The sequence below is a fragment of the Pantoea sp. 18059 genome (assembly GCF_902706165.1).
GTDB lineage: Bacteria > Pseudomonadota > Gammaproteobacteria > Enterobacterales > Enterobacteriaceae > Pantoea > Pantoea agglomerans.
In genome coordinates, this window is record NZ_CACSJS010000002.1 from 431,181 (window position 1) to 446,529 (window position 15,349).

Annotated in this window: 10 protein-coding genes; 5 read left to right on the top strand and 5 right to left on the bottom strand. The window is 55.2% G+C overall.

Annotated elements, in window-relative coordinates; translation table 11 throughout:
* Positions 1-806 precede the first annotated feature (806 nt).
* Entirely contained in the window at positions 807-6,338 is a 5,532-nt protein-coding gene (locus GVJ63_RS08790; protein WP_010251932.1) for a glutamate synthase-related protein, read from the top strand.
* A 185-nt stretch (positions 6,339-6,523) separates the two neighbouring features.
* Positions 6,524-8,281, top strand: coding sequence for a sulfite reductase subunit alpha (locus GVJ63_RS08795; protein ID WP_010251935.1), 1,758 nt, complete (start codon positions 6,524-6,526; stop codon positions 8,279-8,281).
* A gap of 111 nt (positions 8,282-8,392) precedes the next feature.
* Here the strand turns inward: GVJ63_RS08795 and sspB are convergent, their stop codons facing one another.
* From sspB to zapE, 5 genes are all read right to left on the bottom strand, one after another.
* Positions 8,393-8,878, bottom strand: a complete 486-nt coding sequence (gene sspB / locus GVJ63_RS08800; RefSeq protein ID WP_010251939.1) for a ClpXP protease specificity-enhancing factor — start codon at positions 8,876-8,878, stop codon at positions 8,393-8,395.
* Positions 8,879-8,881: 3 nt separating this feature from the next.
* Entirely contained in the window at positions 8,882-9,523 is a 642-nt protein-coding gene (sspA, locus tag GVJ63_RS08805) for a stringent starvation protein SspA (RefSeq protein ID WP_009092481.1), read from the bottom strand.
* 331 nt (positions 9,524-9,854) lie between these two features.
* Positions 9,855-10,247, bottom strand: a complete 393-nt coding sequence (gene rpsI / locus GVJ63_RS08810) for a 30S ribosomal protein S9 (protein ID WP_008925401.1) — start codon at positions 10,245-10,247, stop codon at positions 9,855-9,857.
* Between the two features lie 15 nt (positions 10,248-10,262).
* Positions 10,263-10,691, bottom strand: a complete 429-nt coding sequence (gene rplM / locus GVJ63_RS08815; RefSeq protein ID WP_008925400.1) for a 50S ribosomal protein L13 — start codon at positions 10,689-10,691, stop codon at positions 10,263-10,265.
* Between the two features lie 227 nt (positions 10,692-10,918).
* Entirely contained in the window at positions 10,919-12,046 is a 1,128-nt protein-coding gene (gene zapE / locus GVJ63_RS08820) for a cell division protein ZapE (RefSeq protein ID WP_010251948.1), read from the bottom strand.
* A 178-nt stretch (positions 12,047-12,224) separates the two neighbouring features.
* On the opposite strand from zapE, the gene zapG reads away from it, so the two are divergent.
* From zapG to degS, 3 genes are all read left to right on the top strand, one after another.
* Positions 12,225-12,626: a Z-ring associated protein ZapG gene (gene zapG, locus GVJ63_RS08825; RefSeq protein ID WP_003848291.1), complete on the top strand. Its 402-nt coding sequence runs from the start codon at positions 12,225-12,227 to the stop codon at positions 12,624-12,626.
* A gap of 110 nt (positions 12,627-12,736) precedes the next feature.
* Positions 12,737-14,110 (top strand): serine endoprotease DegQ, encoded by a 1,374-nt coding sequence (gene degQ / locus GVJ63_RS08830; RefSeq protein WP_010251960.1) that lies wholly within the window; start codon positions 12,737-12,739, stop codon positions 14,108-14,110.
* Between the two features lie 89 nt (positions 14,111-14,199).
* A complete protein-coding gene (gene degS, locus GVJ63_RS08835) occupies positions 14,200-15,261 on the top strand; it encodes an outer membrane-stress sensor serine endopeptidase DegS (protein ID WP_010251964.1) in 1,062 nt (353 codons plus the stop codon).
* Positions 15,262-15,349: the final 88 nt, after the last annotated feature.

The following is a 15,349-nucleotide window of genomic DNA, read 5'->3' on the forward strand; positions in this document are numbered from 1 at the left end:
CAAATGCGCTTTTATGGTGCAGCAGCCTCGCCGATCGGCGACGTTAAGGACAAAGCGGTTAAAACCCTTGACTGACTGTGCCAAATGAATAATCTGTAAGGCCGCCAGCGAATCACCGATTTCTCTGTACGGCCTTTTTTCAATATCCTGGCAGCGTCCTGTTGCACAGGTACACCCTTTTATATGCATAGCCATTCATCTTTAATGCTGTTTTAAGCATGCCCATGCTGATTAATTTTTCTTATAACCAACCGCGGTTTCATTCAAATAGCCGGACATAAGAAAAACAGATACATGCTATGCATCATGGGTGCTGAACAGCATTTAATGCTGCTTAACACCCTGTCACCAGCATGGTGCAGAGATCTGACGCCTGCACTACAGTGAGTCAGTTCACATTTATCGGCCTGTCGCCAGGCACCAGAGTGATACATTTTAAACCTGAAAAATTACTAAATTCATACACTTAAGCAGATAAAACGCATGATAATCCCGTCTGACCACCCTATTTGACCTGATTACGCTTTCCCGATAAGTTGGAAATCCGCTGAAAGCTTTCCAGACGGGCCATTGTCTCGGCATATCTATGCAACAAGAAGACTCCCGCGTGGTTTAAGTCATCTCCTTTAAGAGACCGGAAATCAGAGAGCAGCTCAATTAAGGACGTTTTACCGATGTCTGGAGAGAAATGCTCAGGGCTATGACGCGCGCTCGACAGAGCATGGCGATGAAAATGATAGCGCCCCCGTTGCGCTCAGACCCTGAAACAGTGCAGGTAATGTCAAAGCAGTTTAAGGAGACCCTCAATGTCCACTAAAAAACCTCAATCCTATGGCTTGTATGATCCGACAGCAGGCAGTGACAGCTGTGGTGTAGGTTTCATTACGCGTAAGGACGGCGAGCAGACCCACGAGATTCTGCAGATGGCGCACAGCGCCCTGTGTACGGTGCCTCACCGCGGCGGCATGTCAGCGGAAGGCGTTGGCGACGGCGCGGGGGTCAACGTTGATCTTTCGCTGCAGTTCTTCCGCAAGATTACCGGCCAGCCGCTGGAGGCGGGACGCTTTGGTGTCGGTAACTTCTTTGTGCCGAAAGATGCTGAGCTGCGCGCGAATGCCGAACGTCTGGTGGATGAAACCCTCAGCAGCTTTGGTCTGCCGGTACTCATGAAGCGTGACATGCCGCTCGACAGCAGCGTGACGCGCCCGGCAGCCGCGCAGTTCCAGTTACCGATTCTGCAGTGGATTTTCACTGCGCCACAGGATGTAGTTGATCAGAACGACTTCGAAAAACGCATCTACCGCGCCCTGTTAACCATTGAAGCCCGAGCTTTCACCGAAAGCGAATTTGGCGGCCTCTATCCGCTGTCGCTGTCGTCACGCACGCAGGTGTTCAAAGCCCGTCTGAATTCCAATGAAGTGATCCCTTACTTCAAAGATCTGACCGATCCCGATCATCAGGTGCGCGGGCTGTTTTTCCACACCCGCTTCTCCACTAACACCGATCCCCATACCACGATGGCGCAGCCGTTCCGCCTGATGGCGCACAACGGCGAGCTGAACACTGACCGTAAAAACCGCATCGCTGAGTCCGCGCTGGCGCTGGCCCGTGGCAAGACCATCGTGCGGCCTAAAGGCCAGTCCGACAGTTCGCGCCTGGATCAGAGCATCCACAGCCGTCTGATGGAAGATGACCTCGATCTGATCACCGCCGTGGTGTCGATGATGCCGCCCGCCTGGGAAAACGACAGCGCGCTGTCGCCAGAAGTGCGTGACATGCTGGAGTACTTCTCGCTGTATGAAGAGAAGAACGACGGCCCTGCTGCCTTAATCTTTGGTAATGGCGAAGTGATTGGCGCCCGTCTTGATCGTCTGGGTCTGCGTCCACTGCGTTCAGTAGAAACCGCTGACTATATCGGTGCGATGTCGGAAGCGGGCCAGATCGCCTTCCCCCCTGAAAGCGTGTTGCGTCGTGGGCGTATCGAAGCGGGCGGTATGCTCTATTTCGATCACCGTGAAAAACGCAGCTATACCACGCTGCAGGCGCTGGAAAAACTGGCCGCAGAGAAAGATTATTCGGCGTTGCTGCGTGAAGCGCGCGTCGGTCTTGACGATCTGCCCGAGATCCCGGCAGAACAGCAGGGTTCACCGCTGCGTTATCGTGGCGATCTGAAAACGTATCAGCGCTTTGTTGCCTACTACTACAACCAGGAAAGCTTCAAGTTCATGATGGATCCGATGCTGAATACCGGCGCAGAGAAGATCTCCGCGATGGGTTACGGCAACGCCATCAACGGCTTATCCGATCATGAAGGGGGTATGGCGCACTACTTCTCTCAGCGCTTTGCGCAGGTCACCAACCCGCCGCTGGACTCTATCCGTGAAGTGGATGGCATGACGTTGCGGGTCGCGCTGGGGGCAAAACCCCATCTGGGCCGCAGCAAAGGCCGTCAGATTGTGGTGCCGACCCCGATTCTCAGCCACCTTGATATGCTGCGTTTACGCGAGCAGACCATCGCACCTTATGCCCGCTTTGAGATGCTCTATGAGCCGGTGATCGGCAAAGATCTGCTGAGCACCACCGCGAACGCGAATGCCCTGGAAAAAGCGATTGATGACCTGGCGCAACAGGTGGTTGATTTTGCCCGTACCCAGGGTGGCATCGCCGTACTTACCGATCGCCATATCTCTTCAAAGCACGCCGCGATCCCGATGCTGCTGGTGGTTTCCGCCATCAACCAGCGCCTGATAAAGGAAGGGTTGCGTCTGGATGTTTCTCTGGTGGTTGAAAGCGGCCAGAGCATCTCGTCGCACCACATTGCCGCCACACTTGGCTTTGGGGCGTCAGCTATCTATCCGCTGGGCGTACAGATGCGCGCAGAGGAAAAATTTGGTGAAGGTGAAGAAGGTAACAAAGCCTTTAAGCGCTATGCCAAAGCGGCTGAAAAAGCACTGATGAAAACCATGGGCAAAGTGGGCCTCTGTACCGTTGAGAGCTACAGCAGCGGCGAGTTCTTTGAGCCTAACTTCCTTAACACCGATGACCCGGTGCTGAAAAAGTATTTCCCGAATATCAAAACGCCGGTGGGCGGCGCAGGCTTCGCGACGATCGCGCAGATGGCCGTTGACTGGCACCAGAGTGCACTGAAGATTCAGGGCGAATCTGAAGTTCCGTTGCTGGGCCTGTTCAAAGAGCGTGCAGAAGGCGCAGGTCACTCCTACGGCACCATCGCCGTGCGGACCTTTATCGATATGACCGAAGAGCCGATTCGCTTTGCCGACAAAGCGCGCGAAGAGGACAACTTCATCCGCCTGATGACGCTGGCTAAACTGGATAATGCGTTTGGCATCAAGCCAGAGACCTTTAAAGACAGCAGCTTTGAGCGCATCCCGGATGAGGTGATTAATAATTTCGCGATTACTGCTGATTACCGTCAGTTCTCAAGCCTGATGTATGAAGAGCGTAAACGTCGCCCGGCGGCCCTGCGCGACATCCTGACATTCCCGGCTGACCTGACCCACATCGACAGCGAAGCGGAGTTCCGCCGCAAGCTGGGACGCTACTCGCTGACCAACAACGGCTTTGCCATTCGTGGCATGGAGTGTGAAGCGGTAGATGGCAGCCTGAATCACTTTATGCTGCGTCTGACCGATGCGATTGAAGGACTGAAGCCTGAGAGCGAACGCCTGCAGAACCTGTCTCGCGCCCTGAAATCCCGCTTCGGCGACGATATTGAAAGCAGCGAAGTGGTGACTGGCGGTCTGAAAGTGACCGCTTACGGTAAAGCGGCCGATTATCTGTCACGTATCTTCACCACCCTGCCCTCACTGCCGCTGAGCGAAGTGCAGCCAGCCTGTGAAATTACCCGTACCTTTGCCTCCGGGGCGATGAGCCACGGTGCGCTGGTGGCTCCCGCTCATGAAGCGGTCGCGCACGGTACCAATATGGTCGGCGGCATGAGTAACTGCGGTGAAGGCGGCGAGCATTATTCCCGTCACGGCACCATTCGTGCCTCACGCATCAAACAGCTGGCTTCGGGCCGTTTCGGCGTCTGGGCTGCCTATCTGGCGGATCCGATGCTGGAAGAGCTGGAGATCAAAATTGGTCAGGGTGCGAAACCTGGTGAAGGCGGCCAGCTACCGGCGGCCAAAGTTACCGTCGAGATTGCTGCCGCGCGTGGCGGTACGCCTGGCGTCGAGCTGGTCTCACCGCCGCCGCATCACGACACCTATTCCATCGAAGATCTGGCGCAGCTGATCCACGACTGCAAAGCCGCGCGGGTGCGGGTTATCGTCAAGCTGGTCTCGTCTGAAGGGATCGGCACCATCGCGGTCGGCGTGGCCAAAGCGGGTGCAGACGTGATTAACGTTGCGGGTAACACCGGTGGTACCGGCGCTGCGTCGGTGACCAGCCTGAAATATACCGGACGCGTGGCCGAAATCGGCATCGCTGAAGTCCACCAGGCGCTGTGCGCCAACGGCCTGCGTGAGAAAGTGCTGCTGCGCTGCTCTGGCGCACAGCAGACCGGCAGCGACGTGGTGAAATCTGCACTGCTTGGCGGCGACAGCTTTGAGTTCGGTACGACGGCGCTGATGATGCTGAAATGCGTGATGGCGAAGAACTGTAACGTTAAGTGCCCGGCTGGCTTAACCACGAATGCCGAAGCGTTTGATGGCGATCCGCGTCAGCTGGCGCAGTATTTCCTCAACGTGGCGCATGAAGTGCGTGAAATCCTGGCGCGTATGGGCCTGCGTTCCCTGCGTGAGGCACGCGGTCGCTCTGACCTGTTGCACCTGATGGATCACCCGCTGGAAGTGGGCAAGCTCGACTTACGCGCCATGCTTACCGTGGTGCCTGAGCTGAAAATCGACAAGCCGGTTTATCTGGAAAAAGATTTTGAGCTGGATGATGTCTGGATTGAGCAACTGAAGCTGTCGCTGGTGGATCAGGGAAATCCTGACGTCACTCTGGGCAACAACATCGTGCTGAATAACCGAAACAAAAGTGTCGGCGGCCAGCTGGCCATCGATATTGAGCGGATGCTGAACCATCAGCTGAGTTCTGAGCAGCTGCAGGCGATGCCTGCCGTAATGACTGACGATCGCGGTCGTCGCTATCTGGCTCCTGAGAGCGTAAAAATTTCCACCACCGGTTCTGCCGGCCAGTCGTTTGGCGCCTTCTGCAACGATGGCATGCAGCTGACCCATTACGGCACCTGTAACGACGGTGTCGGCAAAGGACAGTGTGGCGGCGAACTGATCGTGATGTCGCCTGGTGGCGGCGCGCAGGATGCCGATGGCAACGTGCTGATTGGTAACTTTGCGCTGTTTGGCGCGACAGGCGGACGTCTGTTCGTGCAGGGCCAGGCCGGTGACCGTTTCGCGGTGCGTAACTCCGGTGCCACCGCCGTGGTTGAAGGCGTCGGTGACTTCTGCTGCGAATATATGACCAATGGCGCCATCCTCAACCTGGGCACCTTCGGTAAAGGATTTGGCAACGGCATGAGCGGCGGCTTCGCCTACCAGTACGACCCCTATGGATCGCTGGCCAGCCATGCTGCCGGTGATTCGGTACAGTTCGGCTCGATTGCCGATCAGGATGAAATGGCCCAGGTGCATAAGCAGGCGGTGCTGACCATGCTGAACTGGCATCTGGAGGCGACCAAATCACCGCGTGCCGCCTGGCTGCTGGAGAACTGGGAAACGGAGTGTCACCACTTTGTTTACGTGATGCCGCGCTCGCTGCTGCTCTATCAGGATGGCGGCGAGATTCTGAAAGCCAAGAGCCGCAAAGATCTGCTCGAAGAGCTGTCGACGGCGCTGGCAGGCCATCAGGTGGCGAAGTTTAAAGCCGCATGGCGTCAGGGTAAAACCATCGCCAACGGTGCCGTACCGGCTTATGGCGCGACCGATACGCTGGAGATGTTTGTCCTGCTCAACAACTACACCGTGCTGAGTTTTGCCCAGCAGCTGGCGCTGGGGAAATTACCGAAAGGCACCCCGGTTGAAGATGCGGCAGTTGAAAAAGCGGTCCGTAATCTGTTGATGACGGAAGACTTTTCGCTGATAAGCAAGCTGCAGCGTCATGCCCGTTCCGCTATCGAGAGCTACAGTGATGATGAACTGGCGAGTCTGATTGGTACCAAACGCATGTCAGATTACAAAGCGGCGCTGACGCAACGTAACATCCGCTCCATGGACAGTCTGGCAACCTATGGCTGGATCATGTATCAGGATGCCTGTAACCGGGAAGTGCTGGGCCACCTGCCTGACTTTGAAGAGCTGTTTGCACGTGCGGCATTGCCGGAAATCGCCGCTGCGGTGGGTAAACTCTCCTGACAGTGATACTGATCAGGCTGAACTGAATATTATTAATTGATCATTGCCCGGATTAATCGTTGTACCGGACAGATGCAGCACCGCTCTCCCCTGTCGCACATGATGCGGCGCGGGAAAGCGGAACCGCTTTCACACCGGACAATGCCACTGATGACGGGCGAGAACGGGATTGAGTAAAAGTACCCATGAAAATTCCTTATATTCCAGAAGATGCACCTTTTAATGGCGATCAGAAGTACTGGCTGGCTGGCTTTCTTGCGGGTCTGCACTCCCGTTTGCTGGTATTAGAAGACAAGCAGCAACCCGCCGCGGGCACAAGCGCAGCCGCGACGACGCAACTGCACATTCTTTATGGCTCACAGACCGGCAATGCTGAAGCACTGGCGCAGACCGCAGCGAAATCTGCCCGCGCTAAAGGTCTGGTGCCGGTGGTTCAGGCGCTGGGCGATGTCGATCTCGACGTATTTGCCACCATGCGCCATGTACTGATCGTCACCTCGACCTATGGCGAAGGTGAAATGCCGGACAACGCGCAGCTGTTCTGGGACGCGATCTCTGCCAGTACCGCACCGCGTCTGGAGCAGATGCATTTCGCCGTGCTGGCGATTGGCGATACCGGCTACGATGGCTTCTGTCAGGCGGGTAAATTCATTGATATGCGTCTTGAGCAGTTGGGCGCGAAACGCGTGGTTGATCGTATCGATTGTGATATCGATTTTGAGGAGCCTTCCAGCGAGTGGCTGAACAGCTCAATGCCACAGTTTGCCGCCAGCGCGGGCAGCAGCGGCACCGTGCTGGAAAGCGCGCCTGAAGCGCCAGTCATTCCAGGCAGCAACAAATCCAATCCATACGCCGCCGCGCTGATCACCAACAAGCGTTTGTCAGGCGAGCAGTCAGCCAAAGATATTCGTCATTTCGAGTTCGACCTGTCTGACAGCGGCCTGAAGTATGAAGCGGGCGATGCGCTGGGCGTAATTCCGGTCAACGAGCCGTCGCTGGTCAGCCTGCTGCTGACCCAGCTTAACGCAGACTACGAGACGCCGGTGCCCGGCTTTGATCGCAGCCTTGGCGACCTGCTGACCTATCAGTTTGAGATCTCAGAGCCGTCACGCAAGTTAATCGAATGGGTCGGGCAGAACACCACCAACCAGGAGCTGCGTCATGTGTTACAGCATGATGATAAAGATGCGCTGGGCGTGTGGCTGTGGGGCAAAGATACCCTTGACCTGCTACAGCTTGAACTGACGCGCACGCTGGCGGTACCCGAGTTTGTCGCGCTGCTGCGTCCGCTGCAGCATCGCGCTTACTCTATTTCATCCAGCTCTAAAGCCCATCCTGATCAGGTGCATCTGACCGTTGCCTCGGTGCGTTATCACAGTGGCGGCCGTAATCGCGGTGGCGTCTGCTCAACCTACCTGGCCGAGCGTGTGCGTCGCGGTGAGAAGCCCGCCATCTTTATCTCACCCAATAAATCGTTCCGCGTGCCTGCCAACAACAGCGCACCGCTGATCATGGTGGGACCAGGTACCGGTATTGCGCCATTCCGTGCCTTCCTGCAGGAGCGCCAGGCAACCGGCGCGCAGGGGAAAAACTGGCTGTTCTTCGGCGATCAGCATCAGGAACATGACTTTATCTATCAGGATGAATTACTTGCCTGGCGCGATAATGGCTTGCTGACGCGTCTGGATCTGGCGTTCTCACGCGATCAGGAGAAGAAGATCTACGTGCAGAGCCGGATGCTTGAACAGGGCGCTGAGTTGTATGCCTGGCTGCAGGAAGGGGCTTACTTCTATGTCTGTGGCGATGCATCGCGTATGGCGAAGGATGTGGATAATGCGCTGTATGAAGTGGTTCGCCAGTTTGGTGGCCTCTCCACCGAGCGCGCTGCTGACTATGTCGATCAGCTGAAGAAAGAGAAGCGCTACCTGCGCGACGTCTATTGATCGCGATGGTCTGCTGAAAAAATCCGGCTTGCGCAGGCAGCCGGATTTTTTTATGGCTGCAGGCAAAAAAAATACCCGTCGGATGGACGGGTATTCGCTGTTATGTCACTGCTATTTCACTACGCGCAGTGAAGGTCGTCCACCACGTGGCGGTGGATCGTCATCAGGCGGTGTCTCGTCATCGCTGGCATCGTCAGGACGATCACCATCAATCACCGACATCATAGTCTCTTCCTGACCCTCTGACGCCTCATGCGTGCCCAGCTCGTAAGCCGGTTCCGGTTCAAACATCGTCCCGGCGCCATTTTCACGCGCATAGATTGCCAGAATCGCCGCCATCGGCACGTTAACCTGGCGAGGAACGCCACCAAAGCGGGCGTTGAACGACACCTGATCATTCGCCAGATCGAGGTTACCGACAGCACGTGGCGCAATGTTCAGGACTATCTGACCATCGCGCGCATACTCCAGCGGCACCTGCACACCCGGCAGATTAATGTCGACCACCAGATGCGGCGTCAGCTGGTTGTCGAGCAACCAGTCATAAAAGGCGCGCAGCAGATAGGGACGACGTGCAGTAAGTTGCGACATTTCCATACGTTAAGCCCGGGCTTGCAGCCGCATTTCACGTTCAGCTTCAGTTAATGAAGCGAGGAAGGAGTCACGCTCAAATACGCGATTCATGTAACCTTTCAGCTCTTTTGAACCTGAGCCGATCAAATCGATACCCATTGACGGCAGACGCCATAACAGCGGAGCCAGATAGCAATCAACCAGGCTGAACTCTTCGCTCATGAAATAAGGCGTACGGCCAAACAGTGGCGCGATAGCCAGCAGCTCTTCACGCAGTTGCTTGCGTGCCGCTTCCGCTTCCTGACCGCTGCTGTTCTCTACTTTCCTCATCAGGCTATACCAGTCCTGCTCGATGCGGTGCATCATCAGGCGGCTATCACCACGGGCAACCGGATAAACCGGCATCAGTGGCGGATGCGGGAAGCGCTCATCTAAATATTCCATGATGATGCGTGATTCATACAGCGTCAGCTCACGATCTACCAGCGTCGGTACCGTGCGATACGGATTGAGGTCAATCAGATCCTGCGGCAGGTTATCCATTTCGACCTGCTCGATCTCTACGCTGACACCCTTCTCCGCCAGGACGATACGTACCTGATGGCTGAAAATGTCAGTAGGACCAGAAAACAGCGTCATTACCGAACGTTTGTTGGCAGCGACAGCCATGAAAACCTCCAAGTTTGTTCACAAAAAGATACTGCGAATAGCCAACCACACGGCGACTCACTTGCTTATCGAACTCGCACGCAACCTGGTTAGCTGCGTCACAGATACTGACGCCCCGACAGTGGGGAGGCGCATAACGCACCGGCCTGCGGGCGCAAAGTGACACAGAGTTTACCAGATTTTAGGCTGCTTGTGGGCGTGGAATGAATCTTTGCAGGTAAATTGAGCGCGGCGTTACGGTTTTCGCGGACAGTTTATGGGAAGGCAGAAAATAAAAAACCCGCCGAAGCGGGTTTTTTGAGCCAATTGCCGCAGCCGGAGCTGCAAACAATTAACGCTTGGAGAACTGAGGACGACGACGTGCTTTACGCAGGCCGACTTTCTTACGTTCAACCTGACGCGCATCACGCGTTACGAAACCAGCTTTACGCAGCTCGCCACGCAGTGATTCGTCGTATTCCATCAGAGCGCGGGTGATACCGTGACGGATCGCACCAGCCTGACCAGAAATACCGCCACCTTTAACAGTGACATAGAGATCGAATTTACCAACCAGGTCCAGCAGCTCAAGCGGCTGACGAACTACCATGCGGGCAGTTTCGCGACCGAAGTACTGTTCCAGAGAACGTTGGTTAATTACGATGTTACCGCTACCCGGCTTAATGAATACGCGAGCGGTAGAGCTTTTGCGGCGACCAGTGCCGTAGTTTTGAGTTTCAGCCATTGCCTTTAATCCCGATTAAATGTCAAGAACTTGCGGTTGCTGTGCCGCATGGGTGTGCTCGTTGCCTGCGTAAACTTTCAGTTTACGGTACATAGCACGACCCAGCGGGCCCTTCGGCAGCATGCCTTTAACCGCGATCTCAATCACACGCTCAGGACGGCGAGCAATCATCTCTTCAAAGGTCGCCTGTTTGATACCACCGATGTGGCCAGTGTGGTGATAGTAGATCTTGTCAGTACGCTTGTTGCCGGTTACAGCAACTTTTTCTGCGTTCAGAACGATGATGTAATCACCCGTATCAACGTGCGGAGTGTATTCCGCTTTATGCTTACCACGCAGACGGCGCGCCAGTTCAGTCGCCAGGCGACCCAAAGTTTTGCCCGTTGCGTCAACTACAAACCAGTCACGTTGGACGGTTTCTGGTTTAGCTGTAAAAGTTTTCATCGAAAAGCTTACCCAAATTAAGTTACACGTTGGTGAAATCCCAAACGCTTAAGTAAACGAATGAGGCTCACACGACCATTTTGACCAGCAAGCCACCCCTTCGGATAGAGTTACTGGAACACAGAGGATTTGGGAAAAAAATCCTTTGCTGTAACGTGGGGTCGCAAGATTATAGAGAAGTCGGTTACAAAAATCGAACCCTATTTCGGTATTTATCCCGATTATTCTCACGGCAGGTGCGGTAAACGCAGATACTCTTCGCTCTGCATCTCCTGAAGTCGCGATAAACAGCGCTGGTATTCAAACTTCAGCCGCGTGCCCTGATAAATCTCGGTCAGTGACGTTTCTGCCGCGACCACCAGCTTCACATGCCGTTCATAGAACTCATCGACCAGTGCCAGGAAACGCCGTGCCTGATCTTCGGTTTTGTAGATCATCACCGGCACGTCATACAGCAGCACGCTGTGAAAACGGCGCGACAGCGCAATATAGTCATGCTGGCTGCGCCCTTCGCCACACAGGGTGGTGAAATTAATCGCCAGCACGCCCTCGCTGACGCCCAGCGTCGGCATCTGGCGGTGATTAATTTCCAGAACCGGCGCATCTTCAGGCTGGCTGCCCGACAGCGCTTTAAACATCCGCGCCATTTCAGCGTGCGTCTCTTTGTTCAGCGGAGAGTTCCACAGGTGCGCGGAGGTCAGCGTGCGTAACCGGTAGTCGATACCGGCATCCACATTCATCACATCACAATGACGTTTGATCTGCTCGATGGCAGGCAGGAAGCGCGCGCGCTGCAGACCATTGCGATAGAGATCATCAGGCGGAATGTTCGAAGTGGCCACCAGAGCAATGCCGCGTTCAAACAGTGCTTCCATCAGCGTGCCCAGCAGCATCGCATCGGTGATATCGGAGACAAAAAATTCATCAAAACAGAGGATGTCCGTTTCCGCTTTGAATCTGTCCGCAATAATCAGTAACGGATCGCTCTGCCCCTGAAGCTGCGTCAGCTCTTCATGCACCCGCAGCATAAAGCGGTGGAAGTGCAGACGCAGTTTGCGATCGCCAGGAATAGACTGAAAAAAGAGATCCATGACCCAGGTCTTACCGCGACCGACACCGCCCCACATATAGAGTCCACGTACCGGTTGTGGCGTCTCGTTTTTCTCTTTACCGATCAATTTTGACAGGCGACCCAGCAGGCCGGATGTGGCAGGCGCGGCGGATTGTTGCCGGGCAACCAGCGCCTGCTGCAGCGCGTCTAAACGGGTAATCGCTTCACGTTGTACGTCATCGGGCCTGAATTCGCCCTGCGACAGCGCCTGTTCATAGCGTGAAAGCGGAGTTGAGGTTTGCATTGTTGTTTCAAAGTCCCTGAATGGTGTCTGATTCATACCACGGTTGCTGAAAAAAAGGCCGTTCTACACTAAGCCATGCTGCTCCAGAGTTCCACATCCATAAGATTAACGGGTATAGTGACTATTATTGAAATGGTGCAATGCCCTACGGAACAATGGAAATAACACGGGAGTCATTATGACCTGGGAATACGGGCTAATTGGTTTAGTGGTTGGTATTATTGTCGGCGCAGTCGCCATGCGTTTTGGCAACAAAAAGCTGCGTGAGCAGCGCAGCATGCAGTACGAGCTGGAAAAATCGAAAGCGGAGCTGGCGGATTATCGCGAAGAGCTGACCAACCACTTCGCGCAGAGTGCGGAGCTGCTGGACAACATGGCGCGTGATTATCGTCAGCTCTATCAGCACATGGCAAAGGGCTCAAATGACCTGCTGCCGAATCTGCCTGGCCAGAAAAATCCGTTTGCCTATCAGCTGACTGAAGCCGAAGCGGACAACGATCAGGTGCCGGTGCAGATGCCGCGCGACTATTCTGAAGGCGCATCCGGTTTACTGCGTGGCGAGCGCCCTGCCCGCGACTAATCTTTTTGGGGCGCAGCCTGTCTGCGCCCGCTGTTTTTGCGAACCCTGACCGCAAACGACTGTCACACTTATTAATTCCTCCCACCTTTTGCAGCGAGAGCGTTGTAGCAATGAAAAAACAAGCACGCCTGTTTAGCGCATTAGCCCTGAGTATTGGGATGAGCCTTGCCGCCGCGCCAGACGCGATGGCAACGCTGCCAGCACAAATTGCGGGCCAGCCGCTGCCGAGTCTGGCACCGATGCTGGAGAAAGTGCTACCTGCCGTGGTCAGTGTGCATGTGGAAGGCACTGATTCGGGTGCACAGGCTCAGGATATTCCTGAACCGCTGAAGCGTTTTTTTGGTCAGATGCCTGGCGGAAATAGTCAGCCACAGCCGTTTGAAGGTTTAGGTTCTGGCGTGATCATCGATGCCGCGAAAGGCTACGTGCTCACCAACAATCACGTAGTCAACGGTGCGGATAAAATCAACGTACAGCTTGGCGACGGCAGTGAATATGAAGCCAAACTCATTGGTCATGATGAGCAGACCGATATCGCGCTGATTCAGATTCAGGGCGCAAAAAACCTCACGCAGGTGAAAGTCGCGGACTCTGACCAGCTGAAAGTGGGTGATTTCGCGGTGGCGATCGGTAACCCGTTCGGGCTGGGACAGACGGCCACCTCCGGTATTATCTCCGCACTGGGCCGTAGCGGCCTGAACCTGGAAGGGCTGGAAAACTTTATTCAGACCGATGCCGCGATCAACCGTGGCAACTCAGGCGGTGCGCTGGTCAACCTTAATGGTGAACTGATCGGTATCAACACCGCGATTCTCGCCTCCAGCGGCGGTAACATCGGTATCGGCTTTGCTATCCCGAGTGATATGGCGATGAACCTCGCGCAGCAGCTGATTAAATTTGGTGAAGTGAAGCGCGGTCAGCTCGGCATCAAAGGCACTGAAATGACAGCCGATATGGCTAAAGCATTCAATGTCGATGCACAGCGCGGCGCCTTTGTCTCTGAAGTCTTACCGCAATCTGCCGCGCAGAAAGCGGGCGTGAAGTCAGGCGATATCATTACGTCGATCAACGACAAGCCGATTACCAGCTTCGCTGAGTTGCGCGTCAAAGTGGGAACCACGCCGCCAGGTGAACAGGTTAAGCTTGGCCTGCTGCGTGAAGGTAAGCCATTAACGGTTACCGTTACGCTGGAGCAGAGCGCACAGAGCACCGCCAGCGCACAGCTGATGTCACCCGCGCTTCAGGGCGCAACCCTGAGTGATGGGCAGACTAAAACCGGTGATAAAGGCGTGAAGGTCGATACCATCGAAAAAGGCACACCGGCTGAACAGGTTGGTCTGCAGAAAGATGATGTGATTATCGGCGTTAACCGCAACCGGGTTCAGACCATTGCTGAAATGCGTAAAATACTGGAAGGGAAACCGCCGGTACTGGCACTGAATGTGGTGCGCGGCGATGAGAGTATCTATCTGTTGTTGAGATAAACCTCGCATTACGGCGGACACAAGCGCGTGTGTGTCCGCCGCTCTCATGCTATTCTCCCCTGCGATCTCCCCTGGCGTAATTTAACACCATGTTTCTTAAACTTTTGCGTGCCGTGGTGCTGGGCCTGATTGTGGCGGGTATTTTGCTCGCAGCACTGCCTGCACTGCGTATGGGCAGCGACGCCCTCTATAACCACGAAAATATTACAGACGAAACGCCCTTTAGCTTCAATCAAGGGGTGCGCCGCGCCGTGCCTGCCGTTGTGAACGTTTACAATCGTAGCGCCCACGGCAACAACAATCGTGGCATCACGACCCTGGGTTCAGGGGTGATCATGAATGCAAAAGGCTACATCCTTACCAATAAGCATGTGATCAATAATGCCGATCAAATTATCGTGGCGCTGCAGGATGGCCGCTTCTTTGAAGCGACGCTGGTGGGTTCCGATGGTATGACCGATCTGGCGGTACTGAAGATCACGGCCTCCGGCCTGCCCGTTATCCCCATCAATCCAAATCGCCAGGCGCATATCGGGGATGTGGTGATGGCTATCGGCAACCCCTATAACCTCGGTCAGACGGTCACGCAGGGCATTATCAGCGCCACGGGCCGGGTTGGCTTAAGCTCATCAGGCCGACAGAACTTCCTGCAGACCGATGCGTCAATCAATCAGGGTAACTCCGGCGGCGCGCTGATTAACTCGCTAGGCGAGCTGATGGGCATTAACACCCTGACCTTCGATAAAAGTAGTGATGGTGAAACCCCGGAAGGGATTGGTTTCGCCATTCCAACCGTTTTAGCCTCGAAGATCATGGATAAGCTGATTCGTGATGGTCGGGTGATCCGCGGCTATATCGGCATTACCGGGCGTGAGCTGCCGCCGCTGCATGGACAGGGGAGCAATCTGGATCGGGTTCAGGGCATTATTGTCAGCGTGGTCACACCAGATGGGCCAGCGGATAAAGCCGGGATTCAGGCCAACGATGTGCTGCTCAGCGTTAATGGCAAGCCGGCCATCTCCGCGCAGGAGACCATGGATCAGGTGGCAGAAATTCGCCCGGGTTCAGTGATTGATGTGCAGGTACTGCGAAACGATCAGAAACTGACGCTGCCGGTCACCATTCAGGAGTTTCCTGACAGCAGCAGTTAGCTGAAACCTGTGCCAGGTCAGGGATGGCCCGGCTGATCGCAAAGAAGGCCGCCATCCATGGCGGTCGGCCTCGCCATCCTGGCTCGGA